This window comes from Novosphingobium sp. HNCC26BN242, from assembly GCF_057180525.1.
The window spans coordinates 627593-650815 of the sequence record NZ_JBXUGM010000002.1; the positions used below are offsets into that span (position 1 = coordinate 627593).

The window sequence follows — 23223 nt, forward strand, 5'->3', positions numbered from 1 at the left end:
TGGTGCGCTGGCATCGGATTGCCGGGATATCAGCGGCGGTTCTGGTGCTTGCTGTCGGATCAGGTGTTGCCACAGGCGATTTGCCGCGCTGGACGATCGGCGGGACGCGGATGGTTATGCCGTCCATGATCGAACCCGTGCCTGTCGGCCCGATTGCTTTGCCGACAACAGGCACAATCCTTTTCGTCGGAGACAGCAATACCGCAGGCTCGCGTGTGGGTGGCGTGCGTTTCGCCTATCCCGCCACGTTCCTTGAAGCGATGACCGCCAATCGGGCGGTCAAAGTCCACGCATTCGGCGGTGCTACCGTGCGTGACGTGCTCATTCGTCCACTGCCCGAAGGCGATGTGTCCCTTGCCTTCATCATGCTGGGCACAAACGATGCCGCTCCGCGCGCATGGCTTTCAACCAAGCGCCGCGTTCCCTTGAGCGCCTATCGTGCCAATCTGATCGAACTGGTAACCAGACTGCGCGCAAAGGGGGCACGGATCGTGCTCCTCGCGCCGCCGCCATTGGGAAGCCGCGCCATGCAGCATCGGCTCGATCCTTACCGTCTTGCGGCACAAGACGTGGCACGCGCCACGTCCAGCATTTTCCGCGATTCGGCTGCAGCCTTTACTGCCAATCCTGCTGCCGATCGGTTGCAGCGCGATGCCGTGCATCTGACACCAGAGGCCCAGAATCAACTGGGCCTCTGGCTGGCAGATCAGACGATCAGCGCGTCTGCTGCGGAGAGTTCGAGGACCGGGAAACCCAGCCCGGCGTCCGCTTCGCAGCCATCATAAAGGCTGCCTTTGTAGTGCGCGGTCAGTTCCTCAGCCGTGCCATAGCTGAAGGGGCCTCCCCGCAGATAACTGATTCTGGCACCAGCAGGCCAAGGCCCGCTGGTCAGCGACAAGGATACCGTGTCGGGCGCGGTGATCGTTGCGTTGATACTGCTGCGAAGCCACGTCGTGCCGCCATTCAGCGAATATTCGAAGCCTGCCACAGCACGTCCGTCCTGCGTTCTCAATGTCCCACCATTTGGCAAAATGGCCTTGATCGAAATCGCGGTCCGGTTTGCGGCAATGATCGCGCTGGCCTTGTCCAGCCGGGCATTGCCCGGCGATGGACTAAGGCCGCGCGCCCGCAGGTAGGTCTCGCCAATGCGCGTCCCCAGCCGAATCACGCCTTCGGGCAGAACTTGGCTCTGGTGCGGCCCGCCCAAATTCACGTTGGGGCCGCTTGGGGTTCCTGTTGCAAGGTTGTCGATCGCCATGTCGGTCACCGCAGGGCCGATGGCGCTGATCGTCGGATTGGCCGCCGCCCATTGCAGTTGCCCTGCCTGCGCACCGCTTCGTGCGACTCCGAAATCATCTGCTGCGGTCGGGCCTGCGTTGGATGTCGTCGCGCGCGTGGGCAGGCAGATGCCCAGCTTGTAACCGGGGGCATTGATCGTTCCGTCAAACAACCGGTAATTGCCTGTCAGGCTGCCGGTGCCGTGCACCACACCGTCCAGCAAGGCGGGATAACTTCCCGCATCAGACGTATACCATTGCCATATCGGCACGCGGTCGGTTCCGGCGAGGCCCGCCATTTCCACATCAAGCGCCCATTGGCGTGCCGTGGTCGAATCCCGGATCCAGTCAAGCGCGCTTGAGCCGGGAATGCAGGTGTCGATCACGCATAGGGCCTGACCCGAACCAAAGGGTTCGATGCGCGAGGCAATGGCCGTTACGCCATTGAACGTGTTCGTCATTTCCGGTTCGATCACGAACAGCTGCGGACGGCTTGCCGTGCTGAATCGCCTGACCGGGACAGTGCCCGTGTCCGCAGGATCAGACCGCAAGCCAATGTACCCGCAGAATGAGGTCAGACCTGAAGGTGTCTGCGTCATCGCGGTCGCATAAAGCATGATGTCGCACTGGCTTTGCCCGATCACGCTCAGCTTGTGACCACAACCCACCCGGCTGTTCATGCGAAACACAACGTCAGGATCGCTCTCGGGCCAGAATTCCAGATGGCCCCAGCCAGAAAATGGCGGAAGCCGCAGCGCAACCGGCATGACAGGGCCAGTGCCGCTGCACACGAAAGGCGGTACGAGTTGCTCACCGTTGGTCGAAACCACGCGGGCAAACAGCGCGCCGGAAATCCCGCGGCTCGCACCGCGCAGCGCTATTTCTGCCAAGGGCTCTCCGTCCTTGGGGCAGGCGACATAGCCATCGGGCAAGCGGTCGATATGCAGGAACGCTTCGGGTTGATGGCTGCATGTACCTGCAGTGGTAACCGTGCCGTGAATGGTGCCGGAAACCGACGCATCACCCGGGGCATAGGCTGCCAGCCCGCTTGCAGGATCAGCCGTGCGGCGGTAATCGCGCATAAGGCGAAAGGCCGTTGCGTCCGGCAGGCTCGCCACAATGTCTGCACCTTCGGCGATGGCCTGCCACGCCGCATCGTTGCCTGCTGTGCCAAGCACAAATCCATGAAATGCAACCGCGCCATCAAACGCGCCGGCAGGAGCAGTCAATGCGCCCAACGCGCCAGGGGTAGACGCTGCATCGCCCAGCAGCACGTGCGTGCCGACCAAAGCGTTCAGTTGCGCGTTGGCGCTCGTCTGGGTGGTTCCGGCAATCTTTGCTTCGCCACGGGCAAAGCTGCTGATCGCGTACCCACCCTGACCGTTGCATGATACCACGATCAGTTGCCAACGGCTGCCACGAAGCTGAATGTCGACCGACAGGTCTATGGCCTCGCTGGTGGATCCTCTGGCCCGCCATCGGAATTCGTCATGGCGCGCCGTTTCAAAGTGATCGTCGCCATAGTGTATCAGACTGAAGGTTGATGCAGCACCGCTTGCGCCATTGCCGATGACGCGGGATTCGCGGTTCAGATTGGTCCGCTCATACGGCACTTGGACCATGATGAAAAAGGCGCCGGGCACATCGAACTTCAGCAAAGGTGATGCAGCAATGCCTTCACTGGGATAGGCAATGTTGCCTGCCCGGCCCGGATATTGCCGATTGAACGCTGGGAACTGCACCCCGCCAAAGGCCACTGGCGCGGGAATCGTTGAAGGCACACTCATGACAATCGGTTGAGCTGCCTGCGCGCCTGCAGCTTCGGGCTGGGTGCGCGGATTGCCCAGTCGGTCAAACGCGATCACCGGTGTTCGGCGGATCGCGTGCAGGGTGTCGCGAACGCTGAAGTCGCCTCTTTCGCTGGCCATGAAATTCTGTTCGCGTGTTCCACCTGCAAATGTCCGCAGCCCGATATTCGTGCCCGTGGCTCCATCCTGCACGTGGTTGTCGCGCACCAGATCCGTGTTGGCCCGTGAACCGGGCCACGAAATGTCGCGGAAGGCATTGTTGGCCACCAGGCACCATGGATCGCCTGTAAAAGCCTGATCCCCACGCAACACAAAGCCTTGCGATGCCAGGCTGTTGTGCGCGATCACCACGTGGCTCTTTGCATTGGCTAACTGGCTGCTGATCGAAGTGAAGCTGTTGTAGGTTCCACCCAACGTCTTGTTGTGGAATGCATTGTTGAAAACCAGAAAGTCGCGTGCGCCGCCGCTCGCCGTCAGGAAGATATTCTGAGTCACCAGATCCGTGGCAATATTGTTGGCCAGCACACAGTTTTCCGTGATGCGTCCGGTGTTTTGCTGATGCCAGTCGCTGTGCACGTCAAATTGCGTCACGATCTGCAGCACTGTATTCTTCACATTCTGCGCCGTGAACGGGCGTCCTGCCGTTCCAGCCAGTGCACAAGCCGCCGCCCTGCGCGAATTATCCTGCACGGCCGCTGCAAAGCCCACGCCAAGTCCGTTGAGCCAGGCTGCAACATCGCTGTTGCGGTAGTTCCCGCTGGCTTCCATCGCTTCTGATGTGCCCACGGTAAATGTAGCGCTGTTCGCTCCCCAGCGTGCCGTGAACGCGCGGGTGAGCGCTTCGTTGTTGCCCGCCAGTTCGATTGTCGCTGTAGCTTCGGGACCAGTATAGGTCACGGTCAACGCGGGAACGTCCTGCGCCCAGAACGAAGAATCCCAATCCGTGGTGCGCGTATGCACAACGCACGCGGCATCGCTGACCACATCTTGATAGCCATTGTTGAGCGAACAGTTCCGCACCAGGGTTGCGCCGTTCATGATGTTCGGCAAACCATCGGTCGTGCACTCGGTGAACCACGCTGCATTGCGCACAAATTGCGAAAGCTTGCGCGGCGCACTGCGCCACATTTCGTCGCGTCCGCCAGAGTTGATGATGGTCACGCCATCCAGCCAGTGCTGGCGCCCGCCCGGGTCTTCCTGAAAGATGCTTGAGATGAAGCGACCATCAATTGTGATATTGCTGCCGCTGAAACGCATCCCGTCAAACCGGGTCCTGATTGCCGCCGCGGCCTCGGTGGTAAAGCCGGACTTGGCGATCACCACAGGCTGATCGGCTCTGATCGTGCAATAACCGGCAGGGGTATACGTGTTGGACGGACCCTGACCGATATCGATTGTTCCACCGCCACGGATGGTAATCAGCGGATTTTCTGCCCCAACCGATGCAAGATAAGCCAGCGCCAGTCCGATCGACGGGTAGCGGCTGCCGGCGATCGCTGGAAGGTCTTGCTCGATCGTCAGCGAGCGATCATGCAGGGTTTGCGCCGGATAAAAGCGGATCGGCCCGATCACCCGGCTCTGCATTGCCGGGTCAAGCGGTATGGCTTCGAAATAGACGTGCGCTGCGCCACTGCGTCCATCGTTGGCCAGTTGCGCCCACCAGCCAAAACAGGTGCGGACCGTGCCGTTAACGTCCCGGTAGGTGCGCCAGGTCGGCTGCGTGATCATTTTCTGGGTGCCTTCGCAATGCACCATCACGCCGGCAAGGCCCATGTTCTGCAGCAACGATCCACCGTTGTTCGCACCGGCGACCACACCCACGAACAGACTTCCGGAATAAAACTGGTCAGAAGGCACCAGCAACCGCATTGCAGGCTTTGCTGTCAGGCGTTGCGGATCGGCAGGAACCGCTGTCCCTGCAAATCCGCTTCCGGCTGTGCCATTCCACTGGGATGAAGGCAGGATTCTGACCGGCAACGGCCCGGTTTCGCGCCGCCCCGTCCTGCGTCGGCTGATCCGCCCGAAGCCAAAGCCAAAGCCCGCCATCAGACCAGACCGATCAGGTCGGCTGCTGTCGTTCCGGTCGCCATCACTTTGCGCGTGCGCACGTCAAGCATGGATCCCGGAGCGAGATTGATGAACGTGACCGGCTCGGATCCTCGCAACGGCAGAAGCCGAACGTCACCACCTTGGCCGATGAAGATTGCCTTGCTTGCCTGAACCAGATTTTCGCTATCGCTTGGCACAATGACGAAGCAGTCTTCGGCAGGAGAAGTCAGGCTGTTGGCTGAACCAGCAAAAAAATCATTCTCCATAGAACGCGCTCCACCAAATGAACAAAATAAGAACATTTGGCTAACACGAGCGTTGTTTTGTAGGAAAGTTGAATCTTGAGAGCTTCAGAATTTGGCCGGAGCGCGGCCCTTATGTGTTAAAGTTTGGCAAAAAATCATCGTTTTTCAGGGATTTTGCATCAGCAAAATTGCGTAGGCAGTTCGCTATGCTGCAGTTGCGAATGTCAGGAATCACCACTATGGACATATGCGTAAGGGTTTATATGCCGACTCATGTTCTGGGCCGTGCATGGCGCCTTGCCAGTCAGGGCTCGTCCCGCAAGATGAAGAAGGATCAGATGGAACGTTCCGCAATCACCGAGCAGCTGACCGAAATCATGATCGACGTCTTCGACCTCGATGAACTGGATTATCGCGATGATCTCAGCGCTGCCGATGTTGAGGAATGGGACAGCCTGTCCAACATCCGTTTCATGGTCGCAGTGGAAAAGCAATTCGGTTTCCGCCTTTCCAACAGCGAAATCGAAAGCCTGAACAACGTTGGCGAAATGGTTGACCTGATCCAGCAAAAGCTTGCCTGATCGTGGTTGAACGGCAGCATTTGCCAAGGGCCGCCTGATCATGTCCGATGTTCTTTCGCTGCCGTGGTTGCTCCCGGCGCCTGCAGATTTCCGCACCCGCGTGCGCGGTTTGAAATCCGCTGAGACCGTTTCAGCGGCCGAACTTGCTGCACTTGCTGCATGTTCGCTGGATCTTTCGCAGCTTGGATCGCTGGGCAAGATTGTCGATGCCCGGCGCGGTGCCTTGCGTGCCGAGGGGCGCTTGCGTCCGGTGCTGCTTGGCATTGCTGCAACCCATACTGTCGATCTTGTGGCCGATGCCCTGCCGGCTACCGCTGTACGGCATGGCCTGCTGGTCGATACAGTGCAGACCGATTACGGCCAGCTTGCGCAGGCGGTGCTCGATCCAGCTTCGTCGCTGGCACAGGCAAAGCCCGATTTTGTGCTCCTCGCGCTCGATGCGGCGGCCTTGGGCCTTGCGCGCCCGCAGTTCGAAGCCGCAGCCGCGCATGAGGCGGTACAGTCTGCGCTCGATTACGTGGCCTCGCTGCGTGATGGCGTGCGCAACAACATCGGCGCAGGCGTTGTGCTGCACACACTGGCCACCCCGGCGGAAAGCTTGTTTGGCAGCTATGATGCCCGCGTCCCCGGCTCAGTCCGCTGGCTGATCGCCCGCTTCAATCAGCGGCTGGCCGAAGAGGTTGCCGGTCCCGCCGATCTCCTGCTCGGTATGGCCGCGCTGGCTGAAACCGTCGGCCTTGCCCGCTGGCACGATCCGCTGCGCTGGCACGATGCCAAGCTGCCTTGTGCGCTGGATGCAGTGCCACTCTATGCCGATCACCTCTGCCGCCTGCTCGCTGCTGCGCGTGGGCTTTCGCGCAAGTGCCTCGTGCTCGATCTCGACAACACCCTGTGGGGCGGGATCATCGGCGACGATGGCGTCGATGGCATCAAGCTCGGACAGGGCTCGGCCAAAGGGGAGGCGCACCTTGCTGTCCAATCCCTCGCGCTCGATCTGCGTCGGCGTGGCATCATCCTTGCCGTCTGTTCCAAGAACGAGGAAGCCGCTGCGCTGATGCCGTTCCGCGAACATGATGAGATGGTGCTGAAGGAAGACCACATTTCGGTTTTCGTCGCCAACTGGACCGACAAGGCGACCAACCTCAGGGCCATCGCGCAGGCGCTGAACATCGGCACCGATGCACTCGTATTTCTCGATGATAACCCGGCAGAGCGTGAACGTGTGCGGCAGGAGCTGCCTGAAGTCGCTGTGCCCGAAGTGGGCGATGAACCTTCCGATTATGTCCGCCTGCTCTCGCTCGCCGGATATTTCGAAGCCGTCGCCTTCAATGATGAAGACCGCAAGCGCGCCGATATGTATCAGGCCAATGCGCAGCGCGCTTCGGCCCTGCAAAAAGTCGGCAATCTCGACGAATATCTCACCTCGCTCGACATGGAATGCACCATTGCGCCGTTCGACGATCTTGGCCGCGCACGCATTGCGCAGCTGATCAACAAATCGAACCAATTTAATCTCACCACGCGCCGCTATACCGAGGCTGACGTTGCCGCGATTCAGGCAGACCCGGCCAAGTTCACGATGCAGGTTCGTTTGGTTGATCGCTTCGGTGATAACGGCATGATCTCGGTCGTGATCTTCGACCAGGGCGAGCAGGCGTGGCACTGTGACACCTGGCTGATGAGCTGCCGCGTTCTGGGCCGCCGTGTTGAAGAAGCCGTCCTCGCCCACGTCGCCGCAGCAGCAAAGGCCGCCGGGGCCGCGCGCCTCACCGGTGAATATATTCCCACGGCCAAGAACGTGCTGGTCGAAAAGCATTTCGAAAAGCTCGGCTTTGCCTGCACGGGCGAACGCGAAGGCGGTGGCACCCTCTGGTCGCTCGATCTGGATGTATACTCGGTGCCTGTGCTGCCGATGACGATTGCTGCAAAGACCGTTGCAGCATGATCGCCGTTCCGCTGAACCAAGGCACTCCTTCATCAATCAGGCAGGATCCAAAGATGCACGAAGAGCTGGCAGATGTTATCGGAAACCGCCCTGCAACGCTGAAGATTGCCAAAGCGATTCTGGACGCCTGGCCGGATCACTCCCGCTATCTTGAAAAGAGCTTTGCCGCCCGTAGCGCCGAAGAATTTGAAACGACCGAAATTCTGGCAAACGCTGCGCTGACGCTTGAAGGTGAACGTCTCCCGCAACTGGCTGAAAACTACCGCTGGACCTGTGATCGCCTGCGTGACGAGGAATTGTTTTTCCATCGTGAGGGGCGCTACCGCCTGACAACCTTCGAAGAGGCGGATGCCGAAGTCTATTCGAATCATGATTACATGGAGCGCTATGTCGATGGCCTGCTGCTCAGCCAGGTCATCTGGTATAACCACGTGGCAAGCTGCACCTACTACTTCAAGCACACGCCAACACTGATCACGCCCAATGCGCGCATGCTTGAAATCGGGCCGGGCCATGGGCTGATGACCTACCTTGCCGTGCGTGATTTCGGGCTGGCTTCGGCCACTGCTTGGGACCTGTCGCCCGTTTCGGTGGAGCACACCCGCAGCGGTCTTGCCAAACTGGGCGTCAACACCGTGAACTGCGAAGTCCGCAATGCACTGAGCGTTTCCGAGACCGACGAGAAGTTCGATTTCATCGTGTTGAGCGAAGTTCTTGAACACATTGAAAGCCCGGCCGAAGTGATGCGCAAATTGCGTGCGATCATTGCTCCTGAAGGGCTGGTCTTCGTCAACGTGCCAATCAACAGCCCTTCGCCCGATCACCTCTATCTGATGCGCACACCTGATGAGGCGCGTGATCTGGTGCGGCAGAACGGGTTCGAGATCGTGTCTGAGGCCATGTTTGCCACCCAGGGCATGAAGCTGGAAAAAGCGCTGAAGAACGCCGTCACTGTTTCCGTGTGCATGTTCGCCCGACCCATCTAAGCGGAAGACGCGTACATGCTCTTCAACTCGTTCGAGTTTCTGCTGGCTTTTCTCCCGGTATCGTTGCTCGGCTATTATTTGCTGATCAAGTTCGGGCTGCAGCGCTTTCTGTTTGTGTGGCTGGTCGTCTGCTCGCTCGTATTCTATGGCTTTTGGGCCCCGAAATACAGCTTGCTCCTGATCGGTTCGATGGCCGTGAACTATCTGCTGGGAAAGCAGATAGAGCGTCATAACGACAGCAAGACGGGAGGTTACATTCTCTTTGCCGGGATTGTCGTCAACGTCGCTGTGCTGGCCTATTTCAAATATGCCAACTTCTTCGTAGATAACGTCAACGCCCTGTTTGGCACGGGATATTCGATCGGCAAGATCATCCTGCCGCTGGCGATTTCGTTCTATACGTTCCAGCAAGTGGCCTATCTCGTCGATATCCGGCGGCGCGATGTCAGTTCGGGCGGCATTTTCCGCTATGCCACGTTCGTGATTTTCTTCCCGCAACTGATCGCGGGCCCCATCGTCCACTACAAAGAGATGATGCCGCAATTCTTCGGGCGCGGGCTTGGGCGTTTCGCCAGTGCCAACATGCTTGTCGGGTTGACGATCTTTGCCATTGGCCTGTTCAAGAAGACGGTCATTGCAGATTCAGCCGCGCTCTATGCCTCGCCCGTGTTTGACAGCGCCCATGCTGGCGCATCCATCGCTATGGCCGATGCGTGGATGGCGGCGATAACCTACACCATCCAGCTCTATTTCGATTTTTCGGGCTATTCAGACATGGCCGTCGGCATCGCGCGGATGTTCTGTATCAAGCTGCCGCCCAATTTCCATTCACCGCTACGCGCCGCCTCGATTGTCGATTACTGGCGGCGCTGGCACATCACGCTGCAGCAATTCATCGTGTCATACATGTATCAGCCGGTGGTGCTCCCGCTCGCGCGCTTTGCGGCTGAGCGGCGGCTGGGCAAGCAGGCCAGCTTCTATGTCACCGTGGCATTGCCGACCTTTCTGATCTTCGTGGTCGTCGGTCTCTGGCACGGCGCGGGGTGGACCTTTGTGGCGTTCGGCGCGATGCACGGCTTCTATCTTTCGGTGAACGAATACTGGCAGCAGCGCCAGCGCAAGGTCCGGCGGCAAAAGGGGCCACCCGGCCGCTATGCCATGATCGGCTATCGCCTGCTCACGCTGTTTGCCGTCATGTTTGCCAACGTGGTCTTCCGCGCGGAATCTATCGGCGATGCGGTAACCGTTTGGCGTGGCATGTTCGATCTGCGCACGCTTGATACGCTTCTCGCTATGATTCCGGTCAACGGGGCGCAGATCATCACCAAGCCGCTGGTCTTCGCCATTGTCGGCTTTGCCATTATTGGTTTGATGCCGAACACGCAGCAGTTCATGCAGCGCTATCAGCCGGTGGTCGGGTGGGACCGCTGGCGCAAGATCGCACCGCCGGTCGTCCCGCTGGTATGGCGGCCGACTCTCGGCTGGGCCATTGTCATGACCGCCACCCTGTTCCTCGCCATTGCCTTCATCTCGCGCGGGCAAAGCGAATTCATCTACTTCAATTTCTGAGGCCCGGATGCTCGCTCGTCGCCTTTCGATCCGCGCCTATTTCGCTCTGGTAGCGGTGGGTCTGGTTGCGCTTTGCTGCGGCGCAGTCGCGCTTCCGCACAACCCCTACCTGCGCTGGCAGTCGCTAAAGGGGACAATGTTCGAAAGCACGGCCTACTTCTACGAACGGCTGCATTTCGATCCTGCCCCGGTCAATGTGCTGGTGATCGGATCGTCGCGCACGCAAGTGGGCATCAATGCGCGCTTGCTCGAAGAGGGGCTCGCCAGCCGCGGCCGTTCGTTGCGGGTGCTGAACATGTCGCTCCCTGCGGCCGGCATGGACATCCGCCTCGTCGAAGCGCGTGAGGCTTTGCGCGCTCATCCAGAAATCAGCATGATCGTGATCCCCGTGGTCGAGGCCTTGCCGCGCGATGGGCATCAGGCCTTCGCCAGCCTCGCTGCGGTCGATGATGTGGTCAAAAGCCCCGTCCTGATCAACCGCAATCTGCCCAAGACCTGGTTCGCCCTGCCGATGCGCCAGATGATGCTCTTTGCCAAGACCGCCGCGCCAGCAGCCTTCGGCGTCAACCCCGTCTTTGATCCTGCTCGCTATCCCGGCTCGTCCATCGGGTACAAGGAGATGCCCGGCTGGCAGCCGCAAGTGCCTGCGCACCCCGTCGGCACACCGGCCCACGCCCGCGATCTCGATGAAGAATCCGCCTTCCGCGCCAAGGATTCAACGCCGCCGCTGCTGCCATCTTCGCTTACAGATGTGGAATTCGGCGTATCGCGACAGTCGGTGCGGGATCTTTCCGCTCTGGCCAAGGCGCACGGCGCGCAGCTCGTGTTCCTGTTCCAGCCCTACTACAAGGGGCCATCGGCTCCGGTCGAAGAGTCCTGGCTCAGCCAGTATGGCCCGGTGTGGAAATACCTGGCGCACATGGACAATCCCGATTTCTTCCGAGACGCCGGCCATCCCTCCGATCGCGCCTTGCCCGAATTCAACGCCTGGCTTGCCGATCAGATCACCGCCACGCTCCCGCCGCCCGCCACCGCCCCTCTAAAGCCGGAGTGATCTCGCGATGTTTGCCCAGTACAAGCTGCACCACGTCGGCATCGTCATCCCCGATCTCGAAGCGGCCGAGCGCCATATCGAACAGTTCGGCCTGGTCGAGGACTATCGCGGCTATGTCGATCAGTGGCACTGCTGGTGCATCTTCACCAAGCCCGACAGCAATGGTGGCACCGCAATCGAACTCGTCGTGGCCGATGCAGGCCCCTTGCTGAAGTTCAACCGCGGCGTCGGCGGCGTCCACCACTTCGCCTACGAGATCCACGATTGGGATGAAGTCCGCGCATGGTGCGCCCGGGCTGACATGTCGCTGCTGGAACCGGCCCCTATCAAGGGCGCGGGCAATTTCATGTGCAATTTCATCAACCCGGTGGCCACCCGCGGCATCCAGATTGAGCTGGTCCAACCGCTTTGACCGGCCGCCTCCCGTGGCGCAGCGGCTTGCTCGCACCTGCAATATACCTTAAGTAAATACCCGATCCCTGAATGTTCCGATCTGCATGAGGCACATACGATGACCGTCCTTGAACTTCATGACCGCGGGGGTCTTTACGCCTTTGACGAGGCGCAGTGCGCCGAAGCTGGCAAGCAGCTGGCCGAGCGTTATCAGTCGGCGCAGCCGTTCCCCCACATCGCGATTGACGATTTCGTGCCCACGCCCATCCTGCGCGAACTGCTCACCGAATTCCCCAGCAGCGAAGGGCATGAATTTTTCGATCGGGATCAGGAACGCTTCAAGTATCAGTATCACCCGCAGGAATGCGGCCCGCGCGTGCGCAATCTGCTGGCAGAGCTTAACAGCCAGGCCTTCCTGTCATTCCTCTCGGGTATGACCGGGATCAAGGGCCTGATTTCCGATCCATACTATCTGGGCGGGGGCCTGCATGAAACGAAGCGGGGCGGCCATCTGGGCGTTCACGCCGATTTCAATGTGCACAACAAGATGAAGCTGCAACGCCGCCTTAACCTGCTGATCTATCTTAACGATGATTGGGATGAATCATGGGGCGGCCACCTTGAACTGTGGGACCGGCAGATGAAGGGCTGCACCACCAAGGTCGCCCCGCTGATCGGCCGCGCCGTGGTGTTCAACACCGATCTTGATAGCTTCCACGGCCACCCCGATCCACTGGCCTGCCCGCCTGAACGTGCGCGCCGCTCGATCGCCACGTATTATTACACGGCCCCGCTCGAAGGCATCGCCAGCCTGCCAAAGCGCACCACCGTCTTCAAGGAACGCCCCGGCACGGCAGACCGAAAGGACTGGAAAGTTCGCGCTCAGCACATGTGGAAGGACTGGGCACCCCCCGCCGTCCAGCGCATGATGTCGTCATCCAGTGCAGCAGATTGATACTCTGCGCAACGATGCGTCCCGCCCCTCGGCTTGGCGATGGCCAACCGAGGGCAGACGCCCTATAGGTGCGCAATGAGTTCAGCCCCACCTGCGATTGCCATTGGTCAGGAAGCTTCAGGCCCAGCCGGGGCTGATAGCATGCGCGGCACTTTGCTCAGTCGCCGTCAGGCATGGGCGAAGCATCGGCGTGAAGCGTTCAAGCTGATCGCAGCAAAGGCCGATTGGGTTCCAATTCTGGTTTTCGCCTCGATCCTGATGTCGCCGGAAGCACGCATCGATTTCGTCGGTTTCCAGCTTTATCCCTATCGGCTGGCGCTGATTCTTTCGATACCCTCCATCATCCTGCGTATAGCCCGAGAACCGGTCCGCTTCGGCTTGGCTGATCTGCTAGTGATCGGATCGGGCGTCATGATGTTCGTGGCAACCTCGCTTCACTATCCGCTCGATGTTTCGTTGAAGACGGGTGGCGCGGTTACGCTCGATCATGTCTTGGCCTACCTGTTCGGGCGCAGCTTTTTCCGTACGTCGCTTGATGTTCGCAGGTTTCTGTATCGTATTGCGCCGCTATTGCTCGGGGTCGCCTTGGTCATGGTTGCCGAAAGCGTCAGCCATCGATACCTCTTCAGGCCTGCGGTTTCGGCTATCACGGGATACTCGCCCGATGCGGCGTTGAACCGCATTTACGAAATCCGTGTCGGTCTTTTGCGTGCCACCGGGCCATTTCTGCACCCCATCGCGGCGGGCCTGTTCTTCGGGTCGTTGACTCCGCTGTTCATTACAGCCGATTTGCCAAAGCGCCGCTGGCTTGGCCTGTTTGCGTGCTTCGGGGGCATTTTCGGCTGGAGTTCGGCGGGTATCGTTGCCATCTTCGGCGGCATTGCCCTGTGTATCTATGAAGCTTTGCAGAAGCGCCTGCGCATTGGCTGGCCTCCTGTGCTTGGCGCAATCTTTATCATCGCAGTCATGATAGAAGTGCTGTCGCAGGGCGGCTTCTTGAAGTTCGCGATTCGATACGCAGCACTCAACCCACAGACCGGCTATTTCCGCTTGCTCATTTGGGATTATGGCGTGGCAAGCGTTGCCAAATCGCCATGGATCGGCATTGGCTTGTTCAATTCCTATGAACGCCCTGCCTGGATGGTTAGCGACAGTGTCGATAATTATTGGCTATTGCAGGCACTGCGTTACGGGGTTCCTTGCGCGATCATGATGCTGCTGGGCACGTTGTTGAACATGTTCAAACTTGGCCTTTCAGCGCGCAAGCCAGAACTGGGATCGTTGAAGGGGCGTCGGATGGCCGCTGGCATCGTTATTGCGCTATCAACCACCATCGTATCACTGCTGACATCTGCACCGTGGGGGGCTGATATGGCATGGCTTATCATCTTGGTAGGTATGGCGGGCGGGCTTGCTGACGTTCCGGTCAATCGCAACCGAGCCGCGCCGTTGCGCCATACGCTTAGGTCCGCCGCTTTAGGTTGAGCGCGGGTTTCTCGACCAGCAGCCATGATGCCCAGCCCATGGCCAGCGCCAATGGCACGGCCAGCACAGAGTTGATCAGCCAATGCAGCGAAAGGCCTGAGCCAACCGGCCAAAGCAATTGCTGCAACGGCCAGCCATAGATGTAAACTCCATAGGACACGTCGCCCTTTGCTGTCAGTCCACGAAAACCTTGCGGGGCCAGATATCCGAATGCGATAACACTGTACGAACCGAAGAATGCTATAGCCTCAACAAACCAGCTCGTTTGCAGAAACAGCAGAGGTAGCAGCAGCGACAGCAATGCCAGCCGTCGATTAAGCGGGATGTGGTTGCGATAAAGATAGATCAGCATACCCGCGCCGAAAAAGCGAAACATGCGGGCAATGGCCACAATGTAGTATTCTGCGCCACCCACACCATTGGCGTTGGGCCAGTAACGGACGATCAGAAAGCTGGCCAGCCAGCCCGCCAACACCAGCGGGCGCGCAAGCCTCGTCATCATCAAGGTCAGGCCCGCAACAATGTAGCAGGCCACTTCGAACTTCAGCGTCCAAATGCTCTCGTTGACCGTTTGAAGCGTGTTGCTCTCGAATACCCCGGGGAGACGCCACGCCATCGGCAGGAAACCGATGTTGCGGAAATAGAGCCAGGTGTCCCGGTTGGCGAAGTATTCTCCCAGCGCGGTCGTGCTCACGATTGGACCCACGACCAGCGCCAGCAGGCAGGTTACCACGATCAGGGCAGGCATGATTCTGAGCGCGCGATTGCGGACAAAATCCCACTTGCTGCGTGTCCGTTCGAAACTGGCGGAAATGAACACGCCGCTGATGACAAAGAAAATGCCAACCGCAAGTGTGCCAACGGTGATCTGGCCGGAACTCGCCCAAAACAACGGCTCCAGCGCGTAGTTGCCGGTGGTCAATATGAAGGAATGCGATGCGATGACCGAAAGCGCAGCAATCAGGCGCAGTGAATCAAAAGCATTCTGGCGAGCCAAGGGGCCATCCATCCGATCACCGATGGTTTCCTCACCTGAAAGAAAACGAATATCCGTCGCGCCAGAGGGTGACGTGGCATCCTTGTGCATGAGCTTCCCTCGCAGCGCACTGATATCATTTACCCGCACGGTTGCGGCGCAGAAAACTGGACAACGGCTTTGTTGCAGTGCACACCATATCCGTGCAATTGCTTAAGTGCAATCACACGATCCTGACAGATGGTACTGGCCCCTTGAGCATGTTTTGGCATTTCGCCCCCGACTGTCAAAACGCCATGTTGCAGTCAGTCAAGGCCCCGATCCCGCTGTTGGCACAACGCGGATTGCCAACTTTTGAGAGGCGTGAATGAGCCTGAACAAACTTTCGGGACTGCGGAACTTTCTGGTCTCGCTACGGCGGCGCTTCTTCACGCGTGTCTTTGGCATGGACATCCACCCTACCGTGCAGATGTCGCTTTCTGCCACGCTCGATATGACTTTCCCTAAGGGCGTCCATGTCGGCGAATATACCTATCTCGCCTTCGAATCTCGCATCCTTACCCATGACCGGACGCGCGGCCTCTATCTGCATACGCGCATAGGCCGAAACTGCTTCATCGGCGGGCGCAGCATGATCCTGCCGGGCGTAACCATCGGCGACAATTGCGTGATCGGCGCGGGCAGCATCGTGACCCGCGATGTGCCGCCAAACTCCATCGTCGCAGGCAATCCGGCCAAGGTGATCCGCTCGGAAATCGAAGTCGGTCGCTATGGCCGGTTTCTTGATGCCGATGACAAGGAGCGGACGCTCCGCGCTACCGATCCAGACGCCGGAGCCTTGCCCGACAAGTTCCTCGGCAAGAATTGAACAGCAGGCCGCACCCATGAGCGACGCAACCATCGATCCGACCATCACCAACGCCAAACCCGGCGAACCGCCGCTGGTTTCGATCATGCTGGTCAACTGGAACACCCGCGAAATGACGCTGGAGTGCTTGCGCACCGTCTATGCGCAAACCCGCCAAGTGCCGTTCGAAGTCATCGTGGTCGATAATGGCTCGCACGATGGCTCGGCCGAGGCGATTGCCGCCGAATTCCCGCAAGTTGTCCTGATGGCAGAGAACATCAATCACGGTTTTGCCATTGCTACCAACATTTCGGTAGAGCGTGCGCGGGGGCGTTATGTTCTGCTGCTGAACACCGATACGCTCGTGCTCGATTCAGCCATCGACCGGCTGGTGGCGTTTGCACAACGGCGTCCCGAGGCGAAGATCTGGGGCGGACGGACCTTGTTCGAGGACCGCACGCTCAATCCAACATCATGTTGGGGCCGGATTACACCGTGGAGCGTGACCTGCATGGCAACGGGTCTTGCCAAGGCAGCGAAGAGCAGCGCCATATTCAACCCTGAAGGCTACGGCGGCTGGGACCGCGCAACCGAACGTGACGTGGATATTGTTCAGGGATCGTTCTTCCTGATCGAAAAAGCGTTCTGGGATGAACTCGGCGGGTTTGACCGGGCCTTCTTCATGTACGGCGAAGAAGCAGATCTTTGCGCACGTGCGCGCCTAAGCGGTGCGCAGCCCCGGATGACGCCCGAAGCGACGATCGTGCATTTCGGTGGCCGCAGCACAAAGGTTTTCGCCAACAAGATCGTATATATCCTTGGCAGCCGCGTTGGCATGATCAACCGTTACTTCCCACGCGGGCTGAAGTGGTATGGCAGGTTCATGACGCTGTTCTGGGCTGGTTGGCGCTCGTTCGTTTATCGCATCGCGGCACGCATTTCTTCACGCCATGGCGAGGCTGCAGAGCAATGGACCAACGCCTGGCGCCGCCGCGATGAATGGCGCAACGGGCCAGCGCAGCGCATAGCCACGAAATAGACGCGATTGCCGGGCAGCCCTGCCGATCAGGTGGGTTGGTCAGTCAGGCTCTGTTGCCCCTTCGGAACTGGCGTTCCCAGCAGCCTTGCCGATAGCGATGGAGCCAGTCGCGCTGCAATCATCACGCCGATCATACTCGCGCCAAATGCGCCCAGCACAAAAGCCGCTTGCGAATAGGGCTCTACCGGCCTGAATACCGTCAGTGCCAAAGGATGGACGAGGTAGACCCCCATCATGGCGCTTGCCAGCCGGTTGACCGTCTGATTGCTCCACCGGATCATGCTGGCCGCTTCCACCAGCAGCCCTCCTGCCATGAATTGCACGACGCTCATTTCCTGCCACCACAGCATTGCTGCAAGCAGGATCAGCTCGGCCGGTATTCGATAAATGCGTTTTGCCCGGAAAGATGCGCCGAAAATGATCCCCAGCACCAGCGGGGTAAGGGCATGAAACCACTGCGGCAAAGGCGGGCCTGCCGCAACCACCGCGTCCTTGGTGAAATGATGCAGCGCCAGAAGCGGGCCAAGCACGGCGGTGGCGCTCCACAAAATGGCCCGCGGTTTCAGCGTCACCTTCAGCGCATTGGTCAGCGCCAGCGCCATCGCCATGAACGGTAGATACCACAAATGGATCGAAGGGCCTGCCAGAACGCCCAGCAGCAAACCGTGGTCCGTGTTGATCGGCGGCTTGCCTTTGACGATATTGGCCAGAAGATAGACGATTGACCAGAACGCGAACGGTATCAGCAACCGCTTCGCATGCTGTGCCCATGGCGTGATCCGGTTGGCATTCGGGCCAAGCTCAAACATCGGCGTCAGAATCAGGAACACCGTCAGGCCGATGTAGCCGATTTGGGAACCCGTTACCGCCGCGTGGAACCACACGATGCCAGCGGCACTGGCCAAGCGCAAAACTTCCAGACTGGATTGCCGCTCTGCCACCGTCGTTGTCTCCCGGATCGATCGACGCAGACATACTTCATTCTGGAGCAAAGAGAAGGAAAAGCATGTTGCACTGCCGCAAGCGTGGTCTGAAAGCCCTGCAGCATGCCGCGCGGTAAGAGCGGCTAAAATGCGCCTCTGCGTGCTGTTTTCTGAAGTGCACCTAGATGCACCTAGAAGCACCTAACTGCACCTGGGCGTGTCTGACGCGCGGCTAGACCTGCCGCGAACTGTCATCGCGCGCCCATGCGATGGGCTTGTCGGCCTTCAGCTTTTTGCGCGCGCTGATCCGGCCAATGGTCTTGATCACGATGTACCAGGCAAGGTCAATCAGCCCGACCCTGCCCCCGATATTGCCCCCGATATTGCCCTTGCCCAACGCGCTCAGCAGCGTCCCGCCAGTCGTCGTGCGCTTCGAATGGTCGGTCGCATGTGATTGATCCAGTTGCATATCTCCGGCCCGCCGCCGCCCCTCGATGCGGATCAGCGTCGGCAAATCGCGCGGCGGAAACACCGTAAACCGCACCGCATCCCCCGCCCCATCCCGCTCCACCCGCAACCGCTGCTCGGGCGCAAAGCGGGTGCGGACGTAAAGATCGTCGGCGATGATGTCGGGGAAGGTCCCAACTTCGGCTAAGCCTTTGGCAGATAAACCAAAAATGCCCGATCCCACCATCCCCACCAGCACATAGGGCTGCTGCATCCACACCTTGTAATAAGACCGCACCGGCCCAGAACATCCCGCTAAATCAACATGTAACGCCGGCGCGGCAGCGCGGATTTGCGTGGCATCGTCCAGCTGTTCCGCCACCGCCCGCAGCGCCTTTCCCGAAACCACGATATCGGCATCAACAAAGAATCGCGGCGTCGCCACAGCTGCGGCATTCCCTTGATTCAGCGCCAGAATCTTTGATCCCCTGGCAATCTCCAGCACGGTTGCCGCAGGTGCAATGCGGCGCGCGATGGCGGCGGTATCGTCCGTGCAGCCGTTGCAGGCCACGATGATCTCACCCGGACCTTGCGGATCGTCCAGCAGCGCACGCAGGCAGCGCTCGATTACAGCAGCTTCGTTGTGCGCGGGAATGACCACGGAGTAGGCGTGCTGCGTTGCTGTCATGAACCTGTCCCGCACGTTTGAAAGCTGACCAAACACTTTGGCCTGAATGGCTTAGCCGGTGCAGGATTTGCCCGCAACAGGCTTGGTTGCAGCGCAGCATATGTGTAAGACCCGCAGCGCAGTGGCGCAGCTCCCAGCGTCACCGGGGTAAAGGGAACCGGGCCATCACGATGCGAGACAGGATCAAGGCGCTGATGCAGCGCGGCATTGCCCTGGACCTGCTGATCGGCCTTGGCCTGAAGGGCACCGGCGCGGTGGCTAGCTTCGGCCTTAACCTGCTGATTTCGCGGGCAATGGGGGCGCAAGGCGTTGGGGTGTACCAGATAGCCTTGGCCACAGCGACGTTGCTCGCGGTCGCATCGAACATCGGCCTTGATACCGTGGTGCTGCGATCTGTGGCAGTTGCGTGGCGCAAGGGTGATCTGGGCATGGCGCGCGCCGCCATTGTGCGAGCGTTGCGGGTCGTGGCCATGCTGGGGGCGGGCATCGGTCTTGCCATGGCATTACTTGCCTGGCCGATGACGCACCTGTTGATGGGTCAGCCCGAATTGCTGGTGCCGGTGATGATCATGGCGATTGCCGTGCCGTCGATCGCGATGGTGCGCACCATTTCCGCTTCGATTCGCGCCACCGGCAATGTGCTGCTTTCCCAATCGCTTGACGGGATTTCCTACACCGGGTTGACGCTGCTGACGCTGGGCGGGTTGTGGCTGTGGCGTGGCGATCTGCCATTGCTTGCCCCGGAAATTGTCTATGCTGGATCGTGCGTGCTGGTCATGCTGTTTGGCCTGACGCGCATCCACAAACTGACCAGCGGCTGGCCTGTGGGCGAGCAGTCTCTTTCGCTGAAATCCGGCTTGCGCATCATGGTGATCTACCTTGCGGCCTATTTCTGTGACTGGATCGCGGTCGTCACGCTTGGCACTTGGCATGGCCCGGCAGAAGCAGGTGTCTATCGCGTGGCGGTGCAGTTTGGGCTGCTGTTCACGCTGGTGCGCAATTCGTTTGATCAAATGGTCGGCAGCCACATTGCTGCGCGCTATGCCGACAGACAGTACCGCGAGATGCTGGGCGTTGCGCGCAAGACCGGGCTGATAGGCGGCGCGTTGTGCCTGCCGCTGCTGGTGTTGATCATGGTTTTCCCGGAGTGGCTGCTCGGCTTGTTTGGCCCGGGATTTGTGCGCGGCGCGCCCGCTTTGGTCATTCTGGGGATTGGCCAGTTCATCGCGGTGACGGTCGGTCCGATCGGCACCGTGCTCGACATGGCGCACCGCGAACATATTGCCATGCGGATCGAGATTGGCGTGACAGTGGTGACGATCGGGCTCTTCCTGATTCTGATCCCGCTTTACGATCTGACCGGCGCAGCCATGGCGATCACGCTGGCCATTCTGGGCCGCGCAGGTGCACTGCTGCTGGCCAACCGAGCCTTCATCCGTGCCATGGAACGACAACCGCATGCTGCCTGATGACGAAAACGACGAGACTGGCAGCTACCTCGTCGGGCATGTCGCTGCGCGCTGTCTGGGAGCAGGGACGGGGTGAGGAACGGTGGAAACCGGCCTCAGAGAGGTTCTGGGATTGGCACAGTTAAGTGTTCCGCGATTGAACCTGCTTCGCTGCACCGGTCATCTTCAACCACCAAAAAGCCCGCGCAAACCATATGGTCTACGCGGGCTTTCCTGTTTCGGACCAGTTGGCCTGATGATCAGTCCTTCGGACGCTCACCATAAGCGTAGTACTGGTAGTGGTAATCGTAGGACATGCCGGCATCTGCCGCGCGATACTTGGTCAGAACGACGCCTGCGATCTTGGCGCCTGCGCCCAACAGACGGCGGATTGCGGTCTTGGCTTGGCCATAGTGGGCGCGGTTGGCTTCGACGATGAATACCGTGGCATCGGCAATACGCGACAGCAGCGGTGCGTCCGCCAAGCCCATGACGGGGACCGAGTCGAAGATGATCAGGGAATATTCCTGCCGGTACTTCTCGACGAAATCGATCAGCACCTGCGAGGAGAGCAGTTCGACCGGGTTCACCTTTGACTGGGCCACCGGGATCACATCAAGGTTTTCAGGCGTGCCCTTGATCAAGGCGTCTTCAAACCGGACATCGCCCAGCAGCACTTCGACAAAGCCCACCTTCGGGCGGGTCTGGCCGAACAGGGCAAACAGCGATGGCTTGCGCAAGTCAGCGTCGATCAGCAGCGTCTTGCGGCCAAGCTGCGCATACTTGCGGGCAATGGTCGCAGCGGTGAGCGATTTGCCTTCCGACGGCTCGCTGCTGGTGATCTGCAGTACGCGGTTCTTGCCCGGTACAGCAAAGTCTATCGACGTTCGGATTGACGAGTAAGCCTCCATCAGCACGCTGAACGGATCGGACACTTCATCGGCAATATTGCGATCCGAAATGTCGGGCGTGTAGCCCAGCAGCGGCAGACCGAGCTTGCGCTCAACGTCTTCGGTCGTGCGCAGGCGATCGTCGAAGGCTTCACGCAGGATCGCGACAGCCAGAGCGAGCGCGCCACCAAGGAACAGGCCGATCAGCATGTTCTTGGGCAGGCTGGGAGACACAGGGCCATCGGGAACCTGCGCCAGATCCAGCTTGGTGCTGCTGCCGGACTTGAGATTCGCCGCAGCGGAAATCTCGTTATAGCGGGTCAGCAGCGACGCGACCTGTGTGCGAAGGGCAGACGCTTCTCGGTCAAGCATGTTGAAGCGGACGCGGCGGTCCTGCTCTTCCAGCGTTTTGCCCGAAACCTTTGAAAGTTCGCCTTCAAGGGCTTGTTCCTGCCGCTGCGCAATCACGAATTCATCGCGAATGGCGTTCTTCACGTCAGCCGAGGCGCGAGTGATCTGTGAGGTCAGCGAAGTCACCTGTGCATTGAGTTCGCGCAGGCGGGGATAGGTATCGCCATACCGCTGCCGCAGCTGCGAGACTTCGGTGATTGCCTTCGAACGCTCTGACACCATCGTCTGGATGGCATTGTTCTGCTGCACTTCGGGCAGCTGGGTGGCGGGCATATTGGCGATGGCGTTCCAGCGCTGTTCGGCGGCGATCCGCTTGGCGCGCGCTGCGGTGTAGGTTTCGTTTACGCTGGCCAGTGTGGCGACGGTCACGGTCTGGGCAATGCTGTCCTGACCTTCGGTCGCTTGCGATACCACTGGTGCCTGCGCCACGATGCCGTTCTGGCGGGCATAGGAATTGGTTGCTTCTTCTGCCTGCTGCAGCCGGGTCTGAAGTTTGGTGATTTCATCCTTCAGGTAGGTTTGCGCATATTCATTCGTTTCAAGGCTGCGGCGCAGATCTTCCTGCACGAAGACATCGGTCACGGCATTGGCCAGTTCGGCCGCAATGGTGGGGCTGGGCGAGGAATAGCTGATGGTGATGACCCGGTTTTCGATCGGAATGGTTACCTGCGTTCCACTGGAAACCATGGCCGCGGCAGCTTCGCGCCGGGCGTTCTGCCATTGCTTGTCGTTCATGCCTTCGGGACGCTGGGTGGCCAGTTCACCGAGGAAATCTTCACGATCAGCCAGTTTGCGGGCATCAACCACCTGATAGGCGATGCGGCGGCTGGTGATGACTGTGGCCTGCGTCTTCATGAAACGGTCAATCTCGTTGACCGGGACATCAGGCGAAATGTTCTGCCCTTCGAAGATATAGGCCGCATAGGGTTCAATCTGCACGGTTGCAGAAGCGCTGTAGATTGGCCGCGTGAGCAGGGTGACAACCAGCGCGCCGACCATGGCAAGGCCGACAATGCCGAGCAGCATGAAGCGCTGCCGGTAAAGAATGCCCCGGATCATGGTCATGTTCAGCAGATTGCTGAACGATCCGCCGGTCTCGCCATCGTCAAGCAGGGCCTGCTCTGCGGGCGATCGACTGTAAGTGGCGTTGTTCATTCCGGGAGAAACCTTCTAGAAATCAGCGTGCAGTCGGTTAGGCGGGGCCACC

At 59.6% G+C, this 23223-nt stretch carries 18 protein-coding genes; 12 read left to right on the forward strand and 6 right to left on the reverse strand.

Going from position 1 to position 23223, the window contains the following annotated elements; all coding sequences use genetic code 11:
• The first annotated feature begins 2 nt into the window (after nucleotides 1-2).
• Nucleotides 3-785: an SGNH/GDSL hydrolase family protein gene (locus AC2A1F_RS10645; RefSeq protein ID WP_484208724.1), complete on the forward strand. Its 783-nt coding sequence runs from the start codon at nucleotides 3-5 to the stop codon at nucleotides 783-785.
• On the opposite strand, the gene AC2A1F_RS10650 is transcribed toward AC2A1F_RS10645, so the two are convergent.
• The gene (locus tag AC2A1F_RS10650; RefSeq protein WP_484208725.1) at nucleotides 707-5131 is read right to left on the reverse strand and encodes a hypothetical protein; all 4425 of its coding nucleotides are present in this window, start codon (nucleotides 5129-5131) and stop codon (nucleotides 707-709) included. The two genes, AC2A1F_RS10645 and AC2A1F_RS10650, sit on opposite strands and share 79 nt — an antisense overlap.
• Nucleotides 5131-5400, reverse strand: coding sequence for a spike base protein, RCAP_Rcc01079 family (locus AC2A1F_RS10655; RefSeq protein WP_484208726.1), 270 nt, complete (start codon nucleotides 5398-5400; stop codon nucleotides 5131-5133). Before AC2A1F_RS10655 ends, AC2A1F_RS10650 begins: the two co-directional genes overlap by 1 nt.
• 302 nt (nucleotides 5401-5702) lie before the next feature.
• On the opposite strand from AC2A1F_RS10655, the gene AC2A1F_RS10660 reads away from it, so the two are divergent.
• The 8 genes from AC2A1F_RS10660 (at nucleotide 5703) to AC2A1F_RS10695 (ending at nucleotide 14347) form a co-directional block, all read left to right on the forward strand.
• A complete protein-coding gene (locus AC2A1F_RS10660) occupies nucleotides 5703-5960 on the forward strand; it encodes an acyl carrier protein (protein ID WP_484208727.1) in 258 nt (85 codons plus the stop codon).
• A gap of 40 nt (nucleotides 5961-6000) precedes the next feature.
• The gene (locus AC2A1F_RS10665; RefSeq protein WP_484208728.1) at nucleotides 6001-7905 is read left to right on the forward strand and encodes an HAD-IIIC family phosphatase; all 1905 of its coding nucleotides are present in this window, start codon (nucleotides 6001-6003) and stop codon (nucleotides 7903-7905) included.
• 53 nt (nucleotides 7906-7958) lie between these two features.
• The gene (locus AC2A1F_RS10670) at nucleotides 7959-8891 is read left to right on the forward strand and encodes a class I SAM-dependent methyltransferase (protein ID WP_484208729.1); all 933 of its coding nucleotides are present in this window, start codon (nucleotides 7959-7961) and stop codon (nucleotides 8889-8891) included.
• A gap of 15 nt (nucleotides 8892-8906) precedes the next feature.
• A complete protein-coding gene (locus tag AC2A1F_RS10675; RefSeq protein ID WP_484208730.1) occupies nucleotides 8907-10460 on the forward strand; it encodes an MBOAT family O-acyltransferase in 1554 nt (517 codons plus the stop codon).
• A 7-nt stretch (nucleotides 10461-10467) separates the two neighbouring features.
• A complete protein-coding gene (locus AC2A1F_RS10680) occupies nucleotides 10468-11514 on the forward strand; it encodes a hypothetical protein (RefSeq protein ID WP_484208731.1) in 1047 nt (348 codons plus the stop codon).
• A gap of 7 nt (nucleotides 11515-11521) precedes the next feature.
• Entirely contained in the window at nucleotides 11522-11926 is a 405-nt protein-coding gene (locus AC2A1F_RS10685; protein ID WP_484208732.1) for a VOC family protein, read from the forward strand.
• Nucleotides 11927-12025: 99 nt separating this feature from the next.
• Nucleotides 12026-12862: a 2OG-Fe(II) oxygenase gene (locus AC2A1F_RS10690; protein ID WP_484208733.1), complete on the forward strand. Its 837-nt coding sequence runs from the start codon at nucleotides 12026-12028 to the stop codon at nucleotides 12860-12862.
• A gap of 75 nt (nucleotides 12863-12937) precedes the next feature.
• The gene (locus tag AC2A1F_RS10695) at nucleotides 12938-14347 is read left to right on the forward strand and encodes a hypothetical protein (protein ID WP_484208734.1); all 1410 of its coding nucleotides are present in this window, start codon (nucleotides 12938-12940) and stop codon (nucleotides 14345-14347) included.
• On the opposite strand, the gene AC2A1F_RS10700 is transcribed toward AC2A1F_RS10695, so the two are convergent.
• Entirely contained in the window at nucleotides 14325-15434 is a 1110-nt protein-coding gene (locus tag AC2A1F_RS10700; RefSeq protein ID WP_484208735.1) for an acyltransferase family protein, read from the reverse strand. The genes AC2A1F_RS10695 and AC2A1F_RS10700 overlap by 23 nt on opposite strands.
• Nucleotides 15435-15690: 256 nt before the next feature.
• Here AC2A1F_RS10700 and AC2A1F_RS10705 point away from each other — a divergent pair, with 256 nt between their 5' ends.
• Nucleotides 15691-16191, forward strand: a complete 501-nt coding sequence (locus tag AC2A1F_RS10705; protein ID WP_484208736.1) for an acyltransferase — start codon at nucleotides 15691-15693, stop codon at nucleotides 16189-16191.
• Nucleotides 16192-16207: 16 nt separating this feature from the next.
• Nucleotides 16208-17209 carry a glycosyltransferase family 2 protein gene (locus tag AC2A1F_RS10710; RefSeq protein WP_484208737.1) on the forward strand — a complete coding sequence of 334 codons (1002 nt, stop codon included), beginning with the start codon at nucleotides 16208-16210 and terminating at the stop codon, nucleotides 17207-17209.
• Between the two features lie 26 nt (nucleotides 17210-17235).
• Here the strand turns inward: AC2A1F_RS10710 and AC2A1F_RS10715 are convergent, their stop codons facing one another.
• Both AC2A1F_RS10715 and AC2A1F_RS10720 read right to left on the reverse strand, forming a co-directional pair.
• A complete protein-coding gene (locus AC2A1F_RS10715; protein ID WP_484208738.1) occupies nucleotides 17236-18150 on the reverse strand; it encodes an acyltransferase family protein in 915 nt (304 codons plus the stop codon).
• Between the two features lie 214 nt (nucleotides 18151-18364).
• Nucleotides 18365-19267 carry a glycosyltransferase family 2 protein gene (locus AC2A1F_RS10720; protein ID WP_484208739.1) on the reverse strand — a complete coding sequence of 301 codons (903 nt, stop codon included), beginning with the start codon at nucleotides 19265-19267 and terminating at the stop codon, nucleotides 18365-18367.
• A gap of 170 nt (nucleotides 19268-19437) precedes the next feature.
• Between AC2A1F_RS10720 and AC2A1F_RS10725 the strand changes: the two genes are divergently transcribed.
• Complete coding sequence (locus tag AC2A1F_RS10725; protein ID WP_484208740.1) at nucleotides 19438-20736, forward strand: lipopolysaccharide biosynthesis protein; 1299 nt, start codon at nucleotides 19438-19440, stop codon at nucleotides 20734-20736.
• Nucleotides 20737-20975: 239 nt separating this feature from the next.
• Here AC2A1F_RS10725 and AC2A1F_RS10730 read toward each other — a convergent pair whose 3' ends face one another.
• Nucleotides 20976-23171, reverse strand: a complete 2196-nt coding sequence (locus AC2A1F_RS10730; protein WP_484208741.1) for a GumC family protein — start codon at nucleotides 23169-23171, stop codon at nucleotides 20976-20978.
• Between the last annotated feature and the right edge of the window lie 52 nt (nucleotides 23172-23223).